General features: G+C 66.8%; 16 protein-coding genes. 13 read left to right on the plus strand and 3 right to left on the minus strand.

Annotated features, from left to right (window positions below; translation table 11 throughout):
• Window positions 1–1,176 precede the first annotated feature (1,176 nt).
• Window positions 1,177–2,211: a DUF1559 domain-containing protein gene (locus AB1L88_RS26455; RefSeq protein ID WP_367099725.1), complete on the plus strand. Its 1,035-nt coding sequence runs from the start codon at window positions 1,177–1,179 to the stop codon at window positions 2,209–2,211.
• Window positions 2,212–2,444: 233 nt separating this feature from the next.
• Complete coding sequence (locus tag AB1L88_RS26460; protein WP_367099726.1) at window positions 2,445–3,311, plus strand: hypothetical protein; 867 nt, start codon at window positions 2,445–2,447, stop codon at window positions 3,309–3,311.
• Between the two features lie 302 nt (window positions 3,312–3,613).
• On the opposite strand, the gene AB1L88_RS26465 is transcribed toward AB1L88_RS26460, so the two are convergent.
• Window positions 3,614–4,216: a hypothetical protein gene (locus AB1L88_RS26465; protein ID WP_367099727.1), complete on the minus strand. Its 603-nt coding sequence runs from the start codon at window positions 4,214–4,216 to the stop codon at window positions 3,614–3,616.
• Between the two features lie 515 nt (window positions 4,217–4,731).
• Between AB1L88_RS26465 and AB1L88_RS26470 the strand changes: the two genes are divergently transcribed.
• Window positions 4,732–5,352, plus strand: coding sequence for a hypothetical protein (locus tag AB1L88_RS26470; RefSeq protein WP_367099728.1), 621 nt, complete (start codon window positions 4,732–4,734; stop codon window positions 5,350–5,352).
• A gap of 219 nt (window positions 5,353–5,571) precedes the next feature.
• Here the strand turns inward: AB1L88_RS26470 and AB1L88_RS26475 are convergent, their stop codons facing one another.
• A complete protein-coding gene (locus AB1L88_RS26475) occupies window positions 5,572–5,964 on the minus strand; it encodes a hypothetical protein (RefSeq protein ID WP_367099729.1) in 393 nt (130 codons plus the stop codon).
• Window positions 5,965–6,688: 724 nt separating this feature from the next.
• Here AB1L88_RS26475 and AB1L88_RS26480 point away from each other — a divergent pair.
• Window positions 6,689–8,143, plus strand: coding sequence for a hypothetical protein (locus AB1L88_RS26480; protein ID WP_367099730.1), 1,455 nt, complete (start codon window positions 6,689–6,691; stop codon window positions 8,141–8,143).
• Between the two features lie 138 nt (window positions 8,144–8,281).
• On the opposite strand, the gene AB1L88_RS26485 is transcribed toward AB1L88_RS26480, so the two are convergent.
• On the minus strand, window positions 8,282–8,911 hold the full coding sequence (locus tag AB1L88_RS26485) for a hypothetical protein (RefSeq protein ID WP_367099731.1): 630 nt from the start codon (window positions 8,909–8,911) through the stop codon (window positions 8,282–8,284).
• An 894-nt stretch (window positions 8,912–9,805) separates the two neighbouring features.
• Here AB1L88_RS26485 and AB1L88_RS26490 point away from each other — a divergent pair.
• From AB1L88_RS26490 to accC, 9 genes are all read left to right on the plus strand, one after another.
• Window positions 9,806–11,185: a dipeptidase gene (locus AB1L88_RS26490; RefSeq protein ID WP_367099732.1), complete on the plus strand. Its 1,380-nt coding sequence runs from the start codon at window positions 9,806–9,808 to the stop codon at window positions 11,183–11,185.
• A gap of 30 nt (window positions 11,186–11,215) precedes the next feature.
• On the plus strand, window positions 11,216–11,860 hold the full coding sequence (locus AB1L88_RS26495) for a hypothetical protein (RefSeq protein WP_367099733.1): 645 nt from the start codon (window positions 11,216–11,218) through the stop codon (window positions 11,858–11,860).
• Between the two features lie 2 nt (window positions 11,861–11,862).
• Window positions 11,863–12,369, plus strand: coding sequence for a hypothetical protein (locus tag AB1L88_RS26500; RefSeq protein ID WP_367099734.1), 507 nt, complete (start codon window positions 11,863–11,865; stop codon window positions 12,367–12,369).
• Between the two features lie 59 nt (window positions 12,370–12,428).
• Complete coding sequence (serS, locus tag AB1L88_RS26505; RefSeq protein WP_367099735.1) at window positions 12,429–13,706, plus strand: serine--tRNA ligase; 1,278 nt, start codon at window positions 12,429–12,431, stop codon at window positions 13,704–13,706.
• Window positions 13,707–13,832: 126 nt separating this feature from the next.
• Complete coding sequence (mgtE, locus tag AB1L88_RS26510) at window positions 13,833–15,212, plus strand: magnesium transporter (RefSeq protein WP_367099736.1); 1,380 nt, start codon at window positions 13,833–13,835, stop codon at window positions 15,210–15,212.
• A gap of 136 nt (window positions 15,213–15,348) precedes the next feature.
• The gene (locus tag AB1L88_RS26515; RefSeq protein WP_367099737.1) at window positions 15,349–16,095 is read left to right on the plus strand and encodes a creatininase family protein; all 747 of its coding nucleotides are present in this window, start codon (window positions 15,349–15,351) and stop codon (window positions 16,093–16,095) included.
• Window positions 16,096–16,159: 64 nt separating this feature from the next.
• Window positions 16,160–17,266, plus strand: a complete 1,107-nt coding sequence (locus tag AB1L88_RS26520; RefSeq protein ID WP_367099738.1) for a Xaa-Pro peptidase family protein — start codon at window positions 16,160–16,162, stop codon at window positions 17,264–17,266.
• Between the two features lie 108 nt (window positions 17,267–17,374).
• Window positions 17,375–17,899 carry an acetyl-CoA carboxylase biotin carboxyl carrier protein gene (accB, locus tag AB1L88_RS26525; protein ID WP_367099739.1) on the plus strand — a complete coding sequence of 175 codons (525 nt, stop codon included), beginning with the start codon at window positions 17,375–17,377 and terminating at the stop codon, window positions 17,897–17,899.
• A 153-nt stretch (window positions 17,900–18,052) separates the two neighbouring features.
• Entirely contained in the window at window positions 18,053–19,441 is a 1,389-nt protein-coding gene (gene accC, locus AB1L88_RS26530) for an acetyl-CoA carboxylase biotin carboxylase subunit (protein WP_367099740.1), read from the plus strand.
• Window positions 19,442–19,619: the final 178 nt, after the last annotated feature.

Genomic DNA, 19,619 nt, shown 5'->3' on the forward strand with positions numbered 1-19,619 from the left:
AGGTGGTTCGAGCCGGCGGGGACCGGTTGATCCGCACCCGCGATGCTCGACCCGCACGATCGGAGGGGCGGCCTCTGAGGACGTCTCGGGGCGCGTCGCGCGGGGAAGACCGTCATCGATAAGATCGTGGAATCGGGATAGGTGCAGTCACTTTTTCTTGGGAATCGCGCTCACAAAGGCCCGATCACGCTCGCGGTGGTGCCTCGAACCGAGGGGAGGGGGCCGGGCGGTCGAGGGTGGCGGGGCGGGAGTCGCTGCGGACGCATGAATATGTTATGAGGCACAGCGCGGGGATGATCATCACGCCATTGATGGGTGAGGCTGGGTTATCTTTTTCGATGATTTTTTGATTTTCTGCTTGTGTTGCCTCCTTGTCCTGATGCAGAATCCTCGACGGGGTTTATTCCAATGTCTCGATATCCCACGCGGATTCCCGACCCCGTCTGGGGTTTTCCAAAGCGTTTCTCGACCATCGACGAAACAGCCGGGTGGGATGCGGAGGGGCAATCGGCTTATGATTGATCGAGCGCTTCGATACGTGATGCGAACGATCCTGTTGGGATGCGTCGCGCTTGCGGCCGCAGGATGCGGTTCGTCGAACGATGGGACGATGATCGAGGTCGATGAGGAGAAGGAGAAGGCCCTGACCGACTCGATGCGAGGCTACTACGAGAACCCGGGCGGACCGCAGCCGCAGCCGCAGCCGTAACCGGTTGTCTCGTCGGGGTCTGCGTTGATTCTTGCCGCCCGCCCGGTTGCGAGGTCGTGTCGCAGCGGGGGGTTGGCGGCGGGCCTGGATCGACGTGGGGTCGTCCCCAGTCGGATCAAGACCTGAGGTCATCGGTCATTGCCACGGTGGCCGCCGCGGGGCGTTTCCGGGCGGCATCGGTGGCCGTGCGCTCTGGCTGCGCGCCGAGTTGATGCTGAGCTGAGCCGGATTGGACCTGAGCGGGGCGGACGGGGGAGTTGCGGGGCGGCTGATCGGTGCGTTTCCGGATCGGAAGTCGGCCCGCGCTCGCGTCGTCATGCTGGCTCAGGAGATCGGCGGCGAGGTGAGGCGAGGCGAGGCGAGGTGGGCGCCGGAGGGCCGAGGGCACGGGCAATCCTCCCGGAACCGGATCCGAGCGTTCGGATCGTCACATCGTCTTCGGCTTGTTCTTTACAGGAGTTTACGCCATGACGCGAACGGATCGTCGGGGCTTTACCCTCATCGAATTGCTGGTGGTGATCGCCATCATCGGGGTCTTAATCGCCCTGTTGCTGCCGGCGGTGCAGAGCGCCCGGGAAGCGGCCCGACGCGCGCAGTGTGTCAATAACCTGAAGCAAATCGGCCTGGCGATGCACAACTATCACCAGGCGATCGGGTCGTTCCCGATGGGGATGACGACGGCCTACTCCGACATCGGGGTGCAGGCGAACTGGGGGACCTTCGGCGCCCTGTCGTTGCTGCTGCCGTACATGGAGCAGGGGCCCCTGTACGAGGCGATCAACTTCGACTGGAACTTCTGGCAAGGCCGGGGGAACATCGAGAACCGGACGGTCTGGCTGACGCGGGTCAACTCGTATGAGTGCCCGTCGGACGGCATGACCGGCGAGGCCAACACGAACAATTATTTCGGGTCGGTCGGGACGACGGCCGGCGTGCGGAACCACGCGGGATCGACCGGCATCTTCGCCCAGCGGGAGACTTACGGCATCCAGCACATCCGGGACGGCACGTCGAACACGGTGGCCTTCTCCGAGGCCCTGGTGTCGACGGCGGCCGGGTCGCCGACGCAGGCGAAGTGGCGCGACGGGCCGGCGCCCTCGGGGGCCTCGCCCAGCGCCGCCTATTATGCGTTGAACGCGGCGTTGGACCTGCCGTCGATGCAGCAGGACTGGCAGTCGTGCAACGCGTTCTTCGTGTCCGAGATCAACAACGGTCAGCGCGGGTATCGGTGGGGGTTGAGCAACCTGGGAGAGTCCCTCTTCCAGACCTTGATTCCGCCGAACTCGAATGATTACCCGTGGAACGCGTGCCGCCTGGACTGCGCCGGCTGCGGGGTGCTGCACAGCGGCTACTACAACGCGACGAGCAACCACCCCGGCGGGGTGAACGTGGGCCTGGCCGACGGCAGCGTCCGGTTCGTGAAGAACACGGTGTCGATGCCCATCTGGTGGGCGCTCGGCACCCGGGCCGGCGGTGAGGTCATCAGCGCGGATCAGTATTGAGACGTGCCGGATCGGCTGACGTGATGGCCTGATCTTGCGTCGAGCGTTCGGCGCGACGGCACGGCGATCGACCGGGACCTTCGGGGAGACGCGGGGCGCGCAAGCGAACCGCGTGGTTCCCGGGTCCCGGTTGGCGTGAGGGGGTCGGTGAATCGGGGCGGACGCCGCCCGAGGGTTTGTGTCGGCGCCGGTTGATCGGCGCCGGGCGCGATCGACTGATGGAGGTGGTACCGATGGCAGTGAACGAGTCCGAGGGGACGACGCCCGGGGGAGGATCGCCCGCTGAGGTGGCCGGTGGTGCGTCGGGGCCCGTGGCCGACGGGCCGGGGGTCGTGGTGGCGCGGCCGGCCCCGTCGGCGGGGCGGTGCTGGGGGTTGGCGCTGCTGGTGGCCGTGGTGGCGGGGGTGGGTGCCTGGCAGGGTGGCGAGGCGATTTATGGTCGGTTCATGCCGCCGTTGATGGCCACGTCGGGCTTCCCGTCGATCGAGGAGGTCCAGGCGAACACGAGGGCCCGGCAGTCGGGGACGACCCGTGAGGCGATGCTGACGACCGCGCTGCTGGGAGGGTTGCTGGGCCTGGGCCTGGGCGTGGTGGGGGGCGTGGTCCGGGGTTCGGGCCGATCGGCCGCGATTGCCGGGCTGTCCGGCCTGGTGCTGGGGGCGGGGGCCGGGGCCCTGGCCACGCTGGCGCTGATGCCGGTCTATTTCCGGTTCTACAATCCGGACAAGGATGACTTGATTGTGGCGATTTTGATCCAAGGGGCGATCGCCGCCGTGATGGGGGCCGGTGCCGGCGCGGCGCTCGGTGTGGGGATCGCGGGGGGCTGGGGCGCTGTCAAAACGCCGGAAGGCCGGGGGATCGTGCTGCGATCGCTCGCGGGGGGCCTGATGGGGGCGATCCTGGGGATCTTGATCTATCAGATTGTCGGGGCGGTGGCGTTCCCGCGCGATCAGACGTCGAAGCCGCTGTCGACCTCGTCGGGGTCGCGGTTGCTGGCCGTGGCGGCGGTGGCGGTGATGGTCGCGCTCGGGGCGGTGAAGGGGGCGTTGCAGCCGCCGTCGCCGTCATCCGCACCTTCGCCGAAACAGGCGAGTGCATGACGGATCGGGGGGGGGGGCGCCTTCCAGAGTCCGACGGGGCAGTAGGCAGTAGGCAGCGGGAAGGAGGTTGGAGTGAGGGAGGAGAGTCGCGAGGCGTGGCGGTTGGACCGAAGCCCCCCTCACCCGGCCTGGCGGCCACCCTCTCCCCCCAAAGGGGGGCGAGGGTCGGTTCACTCGGCCGGCGGTCAGACCCTCACCCGAGGGTGGGGGCGAGGGTTGGGAGGGGAGGCGCTCTGAATGGGAAGGCGGCCCGCCGCTCTCCTGAAGGGGGGAGAGGGGCGGGACGGGATCGAGAGGAATGGTCAGCCCTGGCGGCCCTCGATGGCGAGCAGGAGGATGGCGGAGGCGACGAGCAGGGGGCGGGGGATGTCGGAGTCGCCGTCGAGCAGCTCGACGGTGTACTTGTGGACGAAGGGGTTGAACTGCTGGACGATGGAGGCGACCGGGCGGCCGTCGAATTCGACGCGGAATTTCTGGGGGATGAGGATCGTCATGAAGTCGACCAGGCGGCGGAGGATGGCCAGGCCGGCGCTGTCTTCGAGCATCCGGCCGCGGACCCGGCCGGCGTCGTCGAGGATCTCCCAGGTGTCTCGCATCAAGGACGCCATGCCCTTGCGGCGGAGGGAGCCGACCTTGCGGCCGGTGGTGGCGTCGATGACCGAGTAGGCGGCGCTGAAGTCGATGACGCGGTCGGCCTGGATGGTGAGCAGCTCGACGGATTGGTCCTCGTCGGCATAGATGCGGATGTCTTCCTTGAGCTTGAAGGCCTTCTGCCGGGAATAGGCGAGCAGCTCGCCGTCCTCGTCGAAGAGGTGGAAGGCGGCGCCGACGATCGTGAGGATCTTGCGCCGGGCGAGGAATCGGTCGGTGCGATACAACGCGGGCAGCTCGGTGGGGTGCGACATCGCAAGAGTCCCTCGCTCGAGGAGGAAGAGAGAGCCCGGCGCCATCGGCCGGAAGGCATACTTTGGCCGCAACCGAGCGGCGAGGCAAGATGAAACTCCGCGGGTAAGGTCCGACGGGTTCCCTCGATCGCCGGGGCGGCGCCGTACGAGGCTGAGCCGGCCTTGCTCCGGGATCGCCCGACGCGAGGCAACCCCGCCCGACGGGTGCGTCGGGACAGGGGGATCGTCGCCCCTCGCCTGTACGAGGGGGGGCCTCGGTCGCTTCGCCCGGCCCGGTCGCGCGGCGGGCTGCACATTTCCCGGGCAAGGTTGCACGAATCGGCGCATTGTGCTTCGTGAATGCGTCGACGCGGGGGGCGGGGTCGTCAGTGCAAGTCTCTAATCGGCAGTAAGTTGCGATCAAATCGCTCCGTCGCGGCGATGCGTGGCACGCCGCTCGCGTACCGGAGCGGGCCTCGGGGTCTGAATGAATGCCCGAATCGAGAGGCGAGCAACGTCCCTGCGAGGAAATCACGATGACAGAACGTCCTGGGCTCGACGCGACGGCGCAGCGGCTCGAGGCGCTGGAACGCGCCAACCGACGGATGGAGCGGGAGTGCCGCCGATGGCAATGGGCGGGGGGATCGGCGGTGCTGGGGGCCCTGGTCCTGATCGCCTGCGGGGCGAAGGTGGCCGACGAGCTGGGCACCACGGTCGAGGCCGAGCACTTCGTGCTCCGGGACCGCGAGGGCCGCATGAGGGCGGCGCTGGCGATCCGTCCGGACGGCACGCCGGGCTTCGGGCTGTTCGACGAGCGGGGGCAGGTCCGGCTCTCGCTGGACATGGGGACCAGCGGTGCCCCGGGGGTCAACCTGCACGACGAGCACGGCACGTTGCAGGCCGCCTTGACCGTGCGTCCGGACGGTACGCCGGGCTTCGGGCTGTTCGACGAGGGGGGGGAACTGCAGCTGTCGCTCGACTCGGGTCGGGACGGGTCGGCCGGCATCAACCTCTATGGCGGCCAGGGCGTGCTCCGAGCGGCCCTGGCCGTGCGGCCCGATGGCACGCCGGCCCTCGGGATTTTCGACGAGATGGGACAGGTCCGCCGCTCGATCGACCTGGACCCCCAGCCGAGGGCCACGTCGGCCTTCCAGTGATCGGCGTGCCGGGTGGGTCGGCCGGCTTCGCGTGGCTGACGGAAGCCCGTTGCCCGCGATGATCGCCCGATCGGGGACCGGAGCGGACCGGATGATAAACTCATGCCGGATTGCGGTCGGAGGGTCGCCGTCCGTTCATCGTCACGGCGAAGCAGATTGGCCGAGCGAGAGGACACGATCGCGGTCCTCGGCGATGATCGGGGGCCTTGCGAGTGGGGCTCAGCTTCCCGCGGCGCCGGGGAGCCAGGGCTTGAGCATCGGCGTCGAGCGGCCGGTGCCCGGCTCGCTGTAAGTCCCGCCGCCGGTCCAGCCCCAGCCGAGCAGGCGGCGATCATAACGAGGCCTCTCCGAGCGGGGCACGACCGAGATGTAGCCCGGCGTGTAGCCCGTCCAGGCCTGCGACGGCGTGTATCCGGACCAGGCGGGGGAGGGATCGTATCCGGTCCAGCCGACCCCCGGGACGTACACCTGCTGGACCGGGGCGGTCGCCACGACGGGGCCGCTCGGGGCATAGGCGGGGCCGCTCCAGGCGGTGCCCGGCGTATAACCTTGCCAGACCGTGCCCTGAGTGGGGTAGGTGTAGGTGTAGTTGGCCGCCGGTGGGGCGATCACCTGAGCTCCACCGTATCCGGACCAGCCCTGCTGGGCATTGGCCGAGGATGGGGGGAAAATCATTGCGATACCGGCTGCAGCGAACGCGCTGAAAATCGACTTCTTGAGAAGCGATTTCATGGCTGTCCTCCCTGGTAGTAGAATGCCTGCATGGAAAACGCGGGAATGGCGGCCCACGCCAACCAGGCGACCGACGGCTTGTGGACCAATGTCTCACGATGGGGGGGCAACGTCTCGGTCTCGGCTCGACCGTGGTGTGATCCGATGAATTATAGACACTCTCCAAGGAATCCAAAGCGAAATCGGGGCGTTGCTCCCGCCTTCTGAGAGGCAATTCGCGGCCGTCTCGCCGCACTTGAGGAATGCTTTCCGCCCAAATCTCGTGCCAATCGTCAGGATTCGTCGCGATTCTCGGTCGCCGGGTGATGCCGGGCGAGGAATCGGTTGATGCGACACAACGCGGGGAGCTCGGCGGAGCGCGACATCGCGAAACGTTCCTCGGTCGGGGAGGAGATGGTGTGAAATCGGGGTCAGGGGCCATGCTGACCGCGACCGATCGGCAGGGCAATGTGGCCTTCCTCCATGGGATGTTCGAGTGGTCGGAAGGGGCTCTTGAGGTGATGGACGGATGAAGGCGTGATTTTGAGGTTCAGGCGAATTATGCTTGGTAGGCGGATGGTGGAGCGCCGGCAGTCGAAGAGGGGTACTGAGGAGAGGTCGAGGTATGTCCACGCGATGGCTCGGGCGGGTGGTCGTGGTGGTTGGGGTGTCGGCGATGGCGGCGGGAGTCGGCGGGTGCGGGGGGGCGATGACGCCGTTCGAGCCGGAGGAAGGGGATTTCCGGGTGTTGATGCCGGGGACTCCTCGGGTGGAGCGTTCCTCGACGATCACGCCGCAGGGGCCGCAGCGCATCAGGGATTACCAGGGGAGGAGTGGTCGGACCCTCTACGCCGTGACCGTCTTCGAGCGGATTGACGGGCAGGGGGACCTGATCGCCTGGGATGCGCCGGAGGAGAGCCTGGAGCAACTGGCCGGTCGGATCGTCTCGACCGGGCTCCGGGTGACGAATGAGCGGCCGTTGACGCTCGACGGGAAGCCGGGCCGCGCGTATCAGACGGCCTCGAACGAGGACGGCGTACGGACCGATTTTCGGTTCCTCGTCTCGGGGCCGCGGCTGTACATGCTCTCGTACGAGGTGCCCGATTCGTTCTATTCCGAGGCGAAGGCGCGGGCGTTTTTCGATTCCTTCGCGTTCGGGGGCGGTGGCTCGGAGACGGGCCTGGCGTCGGCGACGGGAGACGCGGGGAGGGGTTCGCCTTCGCGACCGCCTCCGCCGCCCGTGGTCGCCTCGTCGCCGATCGTGAGGAACGAGGCGCAGGCCGAGGTGGAGGCGATGCGGTCGGAGCGGTCTCGGATGCCGCGGGGCCCGAGTCCGGAGGAGATCGGGTCGGCCTCGACGGCGGTGTCGGAGGCGATGGGGCCGATCCCGGGAGGTCCGGACGCGGCGACGCTGGGCCGCCGAGGCGTACCATCGAGGGGAGCAGGCGGCGGCCCCCCGGGGATGGGGGGCGGCCCTCCGGGGGTGGGGGGGATTGCAGGGTTCGGGCCGGGAGGTGGGCCGGTTCCGGGACGGGGGGCGATTCCGGGGCCGGGCGAGGGGCCCGGAGCGGTCAGGCCGTCTCCGGCTCCGGCTCCGGGGCTGGGACCGGGCCGCGCTGCGGGGATTGGCTTCGAGACGGAAATGGCCGGGGGATCGGGGGGAGGCTCGTTCCGATCGGTCGACCCCGACCGGCCGCTGCTGGGGATCGACTTCAGGCTGGGGGAATGGGACGGGGAGAAGAGCCTGGGGCGGGTGACCGCGCTGTTCGAGAGGGATCAGCGCGCTCCAATCAATACGACGCGAGAGATCGCTCCCGAGGGCTACGCCGTGGGCGGGGCGGAGGTGCGGACGATTCGATTCGTGAACGCGATCCGGTTTCTGTATCTGCGGGTCGCTCCGGACGGCCGGCTCGACCCGTCGGATCGGATCGAGGGGGAGTGGATCGGCGTCCCCCCCCCGGACGAAGCGGGCCGGACGGTGACGCTGGGGGGCGACGGGCGGACGGTGATCGGCCTGGTCTGCCAGCAAGGGGCGATTCTCGACGGCCTGGCGCTGGTGATGGACCGGCCGGAGCCGTGAGCCTCGCCCGACTCGTCTGGAAACCCCGTCGTCTCCGCAAACACGAACGGGCGAGACGCCGGGATGGAGGCGTCTCGCCCGAGGAGGGAAAAGGCGGAGGAGGTCGAGTCGAGGTCGAGGGTCGGATCGCGAGGGGGATCAGACGTCGATGCCGAGTCGGTAGCGGAGTTCGTCGAACTGCTCGCGGTAGACGTCGTCGGTCGAGTGGAGGTGCTCGGCCTCGGAGATGAACTTGATGGTGTCGTCGCGCTTCAGGCCGTGATCCTTGAGGATTTCCTCAAACGGCTCGAGGTCGTGGGCGTAGACGAACAGGAGCTTGTGCTCGTCGAACTGGACCTCCATCGGCCCGTCGGGGTTGAGGGCGGCGATGCCGGTGCAGCCGTCATGCAGGAGCAGGTCCTCGTAGTCGTAGAGGGTGCTCTGGAGGATGACGGTGTCCATGTGCTCGCGGTAGAGGTCGGCGTGGCAGCCGGGCTCGCTCTCGTGGCTCGATTCCATGACGACGTCGACCTCCTCGCCGAGGGGGCTGAGCAGGTCCATGAAGACGTCGAAGAGGGATTCGGACGAGACCGAGGCGGCGAGCACGGGCATGGTGTTGCCGCTCTCGGGGTCGCGATAGACGTCGCGCCGGTAGCCCTCGCGGGGGATGATGTCCAGGCCGAAGGAGGGCCGGATGGCATCGGTCAGCGCGAATTGGCCGTAACGTCCGACCTGCAGGTGAGCGTCGAGCTCTTCCTGGCTGAGGTCGTCGAAGCTGGTTCGGGGCATGCGAGTGGAATTGGTTCGCAGCACGCGTTCAATAAATCGTTGCAGAAAGCTCATCGGTAGGGTCCCCCTCCTCGCGAGCCGGATTCTTCACGGATCCGGGACCGACCTCGGACCGCGTCAGCCGGGCAGTCTTCGGGGGCGAGCCCCGAACCAGCCATCCCGTGCACCTGCCCGGCGCCGCTTCCGAAGGACCAGGGTCGGCATGACCCTCTTCCCCGGGAACGGCCGCCCTCCCGTTGGCACCGCTCGATTGCCGTTCTCCTATATATACCATGCAGAACGATCGAAAACCGACCCGGCGATGAAATCTCATTGAAGGGGACCCAGGGGTCGGGCCGATAGGAACAACCCTGGAGATTGTTCCCGCCGCAAGGCTTGGGATCGGCTCCGAGCGGATGGAGTCAGAAGCAACTGGAATGCCAATCGAGAATGGCCGGGCACGACCATCGGCCGCTCGGCTCGATTCGCCCTGGACTTGAGTCGAATTTCGGGCGATTTCGCTGCCGATTGCGCGTCGGCGGATCTTGTACAAAGTACAGGACATTCGCACCTCGATGGCCGAGTGTGCACGAGGCTTCCCAGAAGGACCGTAGGGCGCCATCGGTCGGGAAGCGCCCGTTTCAGGGTTAGGGTGATCGGGGCTGGGGAGATGGGAGCGGATCGGGCGATTCGCCGGGCGGGTCGTCGCGAATCGGGGCCCTGGGCGATACAATGATCGTTTCGAGGCCAGGCCGCTCGCCCGGGACGCATGGCGACGCTCGACGCCCCGGGTTGTCGCGGGACGAGCCGGGGGCCCGGCCGGCGATCGCCTTTCGAGCCTGACTGACCGCACGCCCGCCGCCCGGGTCCCGACGCCCGGGCCGATTGAAGCACCGCGAGAGAAGGACGCGACCGATGGCCATCGAACGGGTTGACGCGTATCTGGCCGAGCACGGCAAGCGGTTCGAGGGACAGCTCAAGGACCTGATCCGGATCCCGAGCGTCAGCGCCCAGCCCGATCACGACGCCGACACCCGGCGGGCGGCCGAGTTCGTGCTCAACGACCTGAAGGAGATGGGGGTCGAGGCCGAGCTGATCGAGTTCCCGGAGGGCCACCCGATCGTCTTCGGGCAGAAGCTCGACGCGCCGGGCAAGCCGACCTTGCTGGTGTATGGGCACTACGACGTGCAGCCGCCCGAGCCGCTCGAGCCGTGGCTGACCCCGCCGTTCGAGCCGACCGAGAAGGACGGCAACCTGTACGCCCGGGGGGCGACCGACGACAAGGGGCAGATGTTCACCCACCTGAAGGCCGCCGAGGGGTGGCTCAAGGGGGTGGGCGCGCTGCCGATCAACGTGAAGTTCGTGATCGAGGGGGAAGAGGAGGTCGGCGGGGCGAACCTGGAATCCCTGATGGCCGAGCAGCCCGACCGCCTGGCGTGCGACTTCGCCGTGATCTCGGACACGAGCCAGTTCGCCCCCGGGATGCCGGCGATCACCTACGGCTTGAAGGGCCTGGCGTACTTCGAGCTGGTCGTCGAGGGGGCGAACCGCGACCTGCACTCGGGGACCTTCGGCGGCGCCGTGCAGAACCCGCTCAACGCCTTGGCGACGATTTTGGCGAGCCTGAAGGACGCCGAGGGGCGCATCGCCATCCCCGGCTTCTACGACGACGTGCGGCCGTTGGAAGACTGGGAGCGGGCCGAGTTCGCGCGGTTGCCGTTTTCGGAGGAGGAGTTCCGGGCGGACCTGACGGTGCCCGAGGTTTTCGGCGAGGCCGGCTACTCGACATTGGAACGGAAGTGGGCGCGGCCGACGTGCGACATCAACGGCATCTGGGGGGGGTACTCCGGCCCCGGGCCGAAGACGGTCTTGCCCCGCCTGGCCGGGGCGAAGTTCAGCTTCCGCCTGGTGCCCGATCAGACACCGGGGCGTATTCATGAACTGATCGACGCCCACCTGAAGGCCGTCTGCCCGCCGGGGGTGACCTACACGCTGAAGGCGATGCACGGGGCGCCTTCGGTCCTGGTCGAGGCGAAGGGGAACCCGGGGGTCGAGGCGGCCATGAAGGCGGTCGAGGCCGGGTTCGGCACGAAGCCTGTTTTGATCCGCGAAGGGGGTTCGATCCCGGTCGTGGGCCTGATCAAGGAGCACCTGGGGGTCGATACGCTCCTGCTCGGCTGGGGTCAGAACGACGACAACCTGCACGGCCCGAACGAGAAGTTCTCGCTGGCCGACTTCCACCGGGGGATCAAGGCGTCGGCGCACTTGATGGCGGAGCTGGCGGGGATGAAATAACCTGGGCACGATCATCAGGAGGTGCGAGCGATGGCGATCGAACGATTCTGGCGGAATTTGAGATTTGCAAAACGGGAACTCGAAACCGCCGACCGTGTTCTCGTTCCTGCCCGCGCCTCATCTCAGGAATTTAGCCTTGATCTTTGGCTGATTCCGCAGACGGTCGAGGGATTCGACCCGGACGATTTTCCGCTGCTTTCGGACGAAAAACGGCAGTCGCTTGCAGAAGCGGTTCAGCGGTTCCGCGATGTTGCGACGAGGGCGAACAACGAGGCCCGGCCCGCGACCGACGAGGAGCTCAGCGAGGCGAAATTCGCATTCCGGGAGATCGTGGAATTAATCGAGCTTGAGAAATATGAAGATGAGAAAAGTTACCGAATCGCGAAAGTTCTTGAACGGGTGCTGCCGGTCCTGAAACAGGGGTTCCGGTCTCGGGGCCGGGTGTTCGAAGTCGTTGACGTTCGCCATCGAATCGAGATCGATTCCGATGGAGATGAAGCGCTCTGGATTTGGGTCATCGTGCCCGACAGACAAGCAGAATCTCCTTCGTTTTTCGATGAATGCGAAGAGTTTCGTCGAGGATTGGAACACTTGCTCCGCAGTTACGGGATTGATTACTGGCCTCACATCCGGTTCTGGACCGAGACCGAGCAAGCTGCCGAGGTCGGCGATTAACCATGGCATTGCATGATGAGCTTCTCGATGAGGCAGTGAGACTCCTAGCGATCAGCGACTCACCACCGACCCAGGCGAGGCTTCGAAGGATTGTCTCAACGGCTTATTATGCGATTTACCATCTCCTGGTCCATGAAGCGACGACGATGCTTGCTTCCGAAGAGCCATTGCGGTACCTCGTCGGCCGGGCGTTTGTCCACTCGGAAATGAAGGATGCCACAAGGTCTTTCGCCTCGATGAACCTCCCGAAAGAGATCAAGGAGGTTTGGTCGGGTGAGATTCCGAAGCAACTTCAGGATGTCGCGAAGACATTTCAAGATCTCCAGGTCGAACGCCATTACGCGGATTACAAGTTGAATCATCAGCTCAAGGTAAGCGATGTCAACAAGCATGTGATTCGTGTTCAGAAGGCGTTCCAAGACTGGAAAACGATCAAATCAGAACCGATTGCCAGGATATTTCTCGCCTCGCTTCTACTTGGGAAGAAGTGGAAGCATGACGAGAAGTGAATGCCCTTGACTTGGCGGCCGACAACGCGAAGCGCCAATCAGTCCGTAGGATATTTCCAATGCTCGACCTGAAATTCGTCCTGAACAACGTCGATGCCGTGAAGCAGAACTGCGTGGACCGCAGCGTGCCGGCGGATGTGATCGAAGACCTGGAGAAGGTCGTGGCGCTGGAGACGCAGCGGCGCGAGCTGCTCAGGGAGGTCGAGGCGGTCCGCAAGCGGCAGAACGAGGTGGCGCAGGCGACCGGCAAGGAGAAGGACCCGGAGGCCCGGTCGGCGCTCGTGGCCGAGGGGAAGCAGCTGAAGCAGCAGGTGGCGGACCGGGAGGACTCGCTCCGGGCGCTGGAGGAGGAGGTCAAGGCGCGGCTCGGTCGGGTGCCGAACATGACGCATCCGGAGGCGCCGATCGGTCAGGACGAGGAGGCGAACCGGGAGATCCGGAGGGTGGGCACGCCGAAGGCGTTCGACTTCCCGGTGAAGGACCATGTGGAGCTGGGCAAGGAACTGGACCTGATCGACTTCGAGGCGGGGTCGAAGGTGTCGGGCTCGGGGTTCTACTTCCTCAAGAATGATGCGGTGTTGCTCGATCTGGCGCTGCAGCAGTTTGCCCTGCAGACGCTCATCAGGCGCGGGTTCACGCCGATCGTCACGCCCGACCTGGCGCGGACGAGCATCCTGGAGGGGATCGGTTTTAACCCGAGGGGGGAGGAGACGCAGGTCTACTCGGTCGAGAGCACCGACCTGTGCCTGATCGGCACGGCCGAGATCACCCTGGGGGGGATGCACGCCGAGGAGATCCTGGAGGAGGCGGAATTGCCGATCAAGTATGTCGGCATTTCTCACTGCTTCCGGACCGAGGCCGGCGCGGCCGGCCGGGCGAGCCGGGGCCTGTATCGCGTGCACCAGTTCACGAAGGTGGAGATGTTCGCCTATGCGGTGCCCGAGCAATCGGGGGCGCTGCACGAGGAGATGCTGGCGATCGAGGAGGAGATCTTCACGGCGCTCGGCATCCCGTACCGGGTGCTCGACATCTGCTCGGGTGACCTGGGCGGGCCGGCCTATCGCAAGTACGACATCGAGGCCTGGATGCCCGGCCGGAACGACTACGGCGAGGTGACCAGCACGTCGGATTGCACCGACTACCAGGCGAGGCGGCTGGGGATCCGCTACAAGCCGAGCGGCCAGAAAGGGACGAAGTTCGTCCACACGCTCAACGGTACGGCCGTTGCGTTGAGTCGGGCGATCATCGTCGTGCTGGAGAACTACCAGCGGGCTGACGGCAAGATCGACGTGCCCGAGGTGCTGCGGCCGATCATGGGCAAGGACGTCATCGGTTGAGCGGCCGCGAGGGACCGGGCCTTGTCGTCAAGGAATGCGAAATTTTGAGTTCGTGGATGAGTTGGGTTGGGGTTTGCCCGTGGGCGCCCGGCCCGTCGCGCGTCGGGGGCTTCGCCGGGAATTGCCATGAAGAATGCTCTGCTGCTGCCTGATCTGAGGGAGTTGATCCACGACGGTCAGGCGGAGGCGGTGCGCGAGTTCCTGGAGGAGTACCCCCCGGTCCGGCAGGCGGAGCTGATCGAGGATCTTGAGGTCGCCGAGTCGAAGGCGGTCGTCTGCCTGCTGGAGCCGAAGGCAAGGGCCGAGGTGGTCAGCTACTTCGAGACGGATCGGCAGGTCGAGCTGATCGAGTCGATGTCGCTGGACGATGCGGCGGCCTTGCTGCGCGACATGCCGCACGACGACCGGGCCCATCTGGTGAACCGGCTCGACGACGACCGGACCGAGCTGATCCTGCGGCGCATGGCCCAGGCCGAGCGCGACGACATCCGCCGCTTGACCGAGTACGAGCCGGGGACCGCCGGGTCGGTGATGACGACCGACTACGCCACGCTGCCGCCGTTCGTCTCGGTGCGCGAGGCGATTGACGTGCTGCGTCGGGAGGCCCCGGAGCGGGAGACGATCCTGACGAGCTACGTGATCGATCATCAGCGGCGGCTGATCGGTTCGATCACGCTGCAGGCGCTGATCCTCGCGCGGCCGACGGCCCGGGTCGAGGACGTGATGCAGGAGAACCCGGTCTGGGCCCAGGTGGACGAGGACCGCGAGGAAGTGGCCCGGAAGATCGCCCAGTACGACCTGATTGCGCTGCCGATCGTGGATGCGTCGCAGATGCTCGTCGGGATCGTGACGCACGACGACGCATTGGATATCCTGCGGGAGGAGCAGTCGGAGGACTTGCTCCGGTTCGGTGCCGTGAATTACGACGCGGCCGAGGCGGAGCACGACCCGGACGACGAGTCGATCTCCTCGGCGGTCCGTCGGCGGTTCGGGTGGCTCTTGCTGCTATTCGGGGGGGGCACGATCACGGGGGTGGTGGTGCAGTCGTTCGGCGGTGTGTCGCTCAAGTACCCGGACATCCAGTTCGATGCATTTATCCCGCTTTTGATCGGGACCGGCGGGAATGCGGGGAGTCAGACGGTGGGCACGGTGATCCGGGGGCTGGCGCTGGGGGATATCGACCCGAAGCGCGACTTCCTTCGGATCCTGGGCCGCGAGGCGATGACCGGGTTGTGCCTCGGCCTGTCGGTCGGCCCGTTCGGGTTCCTGTTCGCCTGGCTGATTATGGGGAGCCCGCCGAGCTTCGCGCTGGTCATCGGGCTGGCGATCCTGGGCATCTGCGTCTGGGCCGACAGCGTCGGCTCGATGGTGCCGATGTTCGCCCGGCTGGCGAAGATCGACCCGGCGGTCGTCTCGGCCCCGATGATCAGCACCCTGGTCGACGCGACCGGATTGATGATGTTCTACACGACGGCGCGCGTCATTCATGATGTGTTCATCGCGTGAGCGGAGGGGGGGGCGCCCCGGGCAGGGAGTGACATTAGCCGAGCCGAGCCGAGCCGAGTCCGTTCATGGTTTTCGAACGGCCGAAGGTGGCCGTTGGTGTTCGATCCGTTGAGTCGATCGTTGAGGACGACCCGCGATGCGTTTTGCCCACCTGACCGCCCCCGAGATTCGCGCCCTGGACCGTGATCGGACGCTCGTCGTGGCCCCGATCGCCGCCTGCGAGCAGCACAGCGACCACCTGCCGGTGATCACCGATACGGTCCTGGTGGGGGCGGTCGCCGACGGCCTGGAGGCCGCGCGGCCGGACCGGGTCTTGCTCCTGCCGGTCCAGTGGCTCGGGGCCAGCGAGCATCACCTTCCGTTCGGCGGGACGTTGACGGCGACCCTGCCGACCTATGAGCAGATGCTCATTGAGATCGTTTCTCCGCTGTTGCGTGACGGGTTCTCGCGGGTGCTCTTGCTGAACGGCCACGGGGGGAACATCGACCCGTTGCATGTGGCGCTTCGGCGGCTGGACGCGGCGTATCCGAAGGCGGTCCTGACCGGGGCGGCCTACTGGGAGCTGGCGGCCGAGCCGCTCGCCGCCCTCTGCGAGGGGCCGAGGACCTCGATGGGCCACGCCTGCGAGATCGAGACGTCGATGATGATGCACTTGCGGCCCGAATTGGTGCGGGCCGATCGGATCCGGGATGACCCGTCGCCCGGTTTCGTCCCCGGAGGCCTGTTCCACGCGGTCGATTTCGGCCGACGCACCGAGCGGGGGGCGGTCGGGTATCCGTCTCGAGCCGACGCCGAGAAGGGCAGGCGCATGCTGGAGGCGATCGTGCCGGCGGTCGTCGCGGCGGCCGATGCGGTGCTGGAGGTCCCCCTCGGGGCCTCGTGATCGCTTTTGATTCGCGTCGGTTCGCGTCGGGCGAGTCCTGGTCGATCGAGGAGGAGGGGCTGCGATGTCCGAGAGATATGGCCGCCGCGTCGAGGCGGTGCGATCGAGGATGCGGGCGGCGTCGCTGGACGGCCTCCTGGTGACGCACCCGCCGAACGTCTCGTATCTGACCGGATTCACCGGCGATTCGTCGGCGGTCGTGCTCGGAATCGATCGTCTGGTGATCGTTTCCGACTTCCGATATGAAACACAGCTTCGGGACGAATGCCCGGGGCAGGAGTGCCATATTCGGCCGTCGAGCAAGACGCTGGCGCAGGAACTGGGCGAGGTACTGGCCGGGATCGGCTGGCGGAGCGTCGGGTTCGAGTCGGCGTCGCTCTCGGTCCTCGACTGGGAGACGATCCGGGGCGGGTGCGGGGCGGTCGAGCTGCGGAGCACGGCGGGGGTGGTCGAGGAGGTCAGGGCGGTCAAGGATGACGCGGAGGTCGCGGACATCCGGCGGGCGATCGACCTGGCCGAGCGGGTGTTCGAGCGGGTCCGGCAGCGTTGGTCGGGCGACTGGGACGAGGCCGCGCTGGCGAATCTGATGGAAGCGGAGTTGAGGGGCCTGGGGGCGGCCGGCTCGGCGTTCCCGCCGATCGTGGCGGCCGGCCTGCGGTCGGCCCTGCCGCATGCTCGGCCGGAATCGGGAGTCCGGCTCGATTCGAGCGACTTCACGCTGATCGACTGGGGGGCCTGCCTGGGGCCGTTGCCCTACAGGAGCGACTTGACGCGGGTGGTTGTCACCGGTAAGGTAAGCCCGAGATTCGAGGAGATTTACGGGATTGTCCTGGAGGCCCAGCGTCGGGCGATCGCCTCGATTCGTCCGGGAATCTCGGCCGGCGAGGTCGATCTGCAGGCCCGATTGTTCATCCAAGACGCCGGCTTCGGCCGCTTCTTCGACCACGGGCTCGGGCACGGGATCGGCCTGGAAATTCACGAGGCCCCGCGGCTTCGGAAAGACGCGGCCGAGGTGCTACGGCCCGGCATGGTGCTGACCATCGAGCCGGGGATTTACCTTCCCGACTGGGGGGGCATCCGGATCGAGGACGACGTGCTGGTGACGCCCGACGGTTGCGAATGCCTCTCCCGGCTCCCTCGCGACCTGGACCGCATTCAGATTTCGAGGTGACCACTCCGGGTGCCTGGTCTGGAAGGGCTGCGTCCCGGATGGTCCGAGGACAGACAGATCCCCGAAGCTTCTCGACGCCGAGCCAAGCAGAGCGATCGGAGCGCAGGAATGGCCGAATCCCCGACCGGGTCGGCGGGTGAACGACCCGACCCGGATAACGTCCGCCGGATCCATCGCCTGGTCCGGATGATGCATCACTACGACCTATCGGCCATCGACCTGGTCGAGGGCCCGACGAAGATCCGTCTGCGTCGTCGGACCGAACAGGCGTTTGCCCCGCTGGCTCAGGCTCCGGCCCCTGCGGCGCCGACCGCGGCGCCGCCTCCGGTGCCGGGGAGCACGCCGCCGGCGGCCGCCGCGCCGGCGACTCCTGCCGCCGCTCCCGAACCCAAGGGGACGTTTATTGAGAGCCCGATGGTCGGGACCTTCTACCAGTCGGGATCGCCGGAGTCGCCGCCGTTCGTGGCGGTGGGGGCCACGGTCCGCCCCGAGACGACGGTCTGCATCATCGAGGCCATGAAAGTGTTCACCGAGATCCCGGCCGGTGTTTCGGGCCGGATCGTCGAGATAATGGTTCAGGACAAGCAGCCGGTCGAGTATGGCCAGCCCTTGTTCCGAGTCGAACCGGCCTGAGCCAAAGCCCGGCCTGGTCGTGCCCCTGCGCTCCGCTCCCCGATGCTCCCGGGCCTTAGGATCGGGCCTGGCGGTTGGATCTCAAGAGACCCTCGCGGGAGCACCGCCCGGCGCCACCCCGCGAGGAGCCCGGAATCCCCCGGACCCTCGCCGATGGCTGAACCGTCGAAGATTCGTCGTATCCTCGTCGCCAATCGTGGCGAGATCGCCCTGCGGATCATCCGCGCCTGCAAGGAACTCGGCCTGGAATCGGTGGCCGTCTTCTCCGAGGCCGACCGAGGGGCCCCGTACCTTGACCTGGCCGATCGCGCCATCTGCATCGGCAAGGCGCCCGCCGCCGACAGCTATCTGAACATCCCCCGCCTGATCGCCGCGGCCGAGATCGCCGACGTCGACGCGATCCACCCCGGCTACGGGTTCCTGAGTGAGAACCCGCACTTCGCCGAGGTCTGTCGCGCCTGCAATTTCGAGTTCATCGGGCCCCCGCACGAGGCCATTCGCCGGATGGGCTTGAAGACCGAGGCCAAGGCCGCCGCCCAGGCCGCCAAGGTCCCCCTCGTGCCCGGCTCCGACGGCCCGGTCGACAGCGACGACGACGCCGTGCGCGTGGCCCGTCAAATCGGTTATCCGGTGCTGATCAAGGCCGCGGCCGGCGGCGGCGGCAAGGGCATGCGCGTGTGCCGGGAAGAATCGGCCCTCCGGACCGCGATCGCCCAGGCCCGCGCCGAGGCCGACGCCGCGTTCAAGAATCCGAGCATCTACCTCGAAAAATTCATTGACCGCCCGCGGCACGTCGAGGTGCAACTGCTGGCCGATTCCCACGGCAACGTGATCCATTGCTGGGAACGCGAGTGCAGCTTGCAGCGCAGGCACCAGAAGCTGATCGAGGAATCGCCCGCGCCGACCTTGCCGAGCCGCGTGCGTCGGAAGATCTGCGAGGCCGCCGTCCGCCTGGCCAAGACGGCCGGCTACGTGAACGCCGGGACCTGCGAATTCCTCGTCGACGCGGATTACAATTTCTATTTCATCGAGGTCAATGCCCGAATCCAGGTCGAACACCCGGTGACCGAGCTGGTGACCGGGATCGACCTGATCAGGGAACAAATCCGGATCGCCAACGGCGAGCCGCTGTCGGTCAGCCAGGCCGATGTGCCGCAGTTGGGCCACGCCATCGAATGCCGGATCAACTGCGAGGACCCGGAGCACAACTTCCGCCCGAGTCCAGGGCTGATCACCGGCCTGAGGATCCCCGGGGGCATCGGCGTGCGGTGGGACTCTCACATCGTCAACGGCTACCGCGTGCCGCCGAATTACGACTCGATGATCGGCAAGCTGCTCGTGCACGCTCCGACCCGGGCCGAGGCGATCGCTCGGATGCTGCGGGCGCTGGACGAATTGCGGATCGAGGGGATCACCACGACCGCCTCATTGCACGAACGGATCCTCTACAATCCCGATTTCGCCGAGGGCCGCATCGACACCACCTGGGTCGAGCGTGTCTTGCTGGCCCCTCGTGAGAAGATCGTGCAGGACGCGGGTTGAGGCCTGCCGGGCGCTGCGTCGACGCGGCCCGCCAGGCCTCGAATCGCCCGTCGAGGCGGGGATTCGGAAAGAAATCCCGGTAGGGTGTTGACCCGCGGGATTCTCGAGGTATGATTGCTCTTGTCGCTGGTGAGTCACACCTTGACGCGGGCCGCTCGAACGACGCGGCCCGTTCTCG

The organism is Tautonia sp. JC769 (assembly GCF_040717455.1).
Classification (GTDB): domain Bacteria; phylum Planctomycetota; class Planctomycetia; order Isosphaerales; family Isosphaeraceae; genus Tautonia.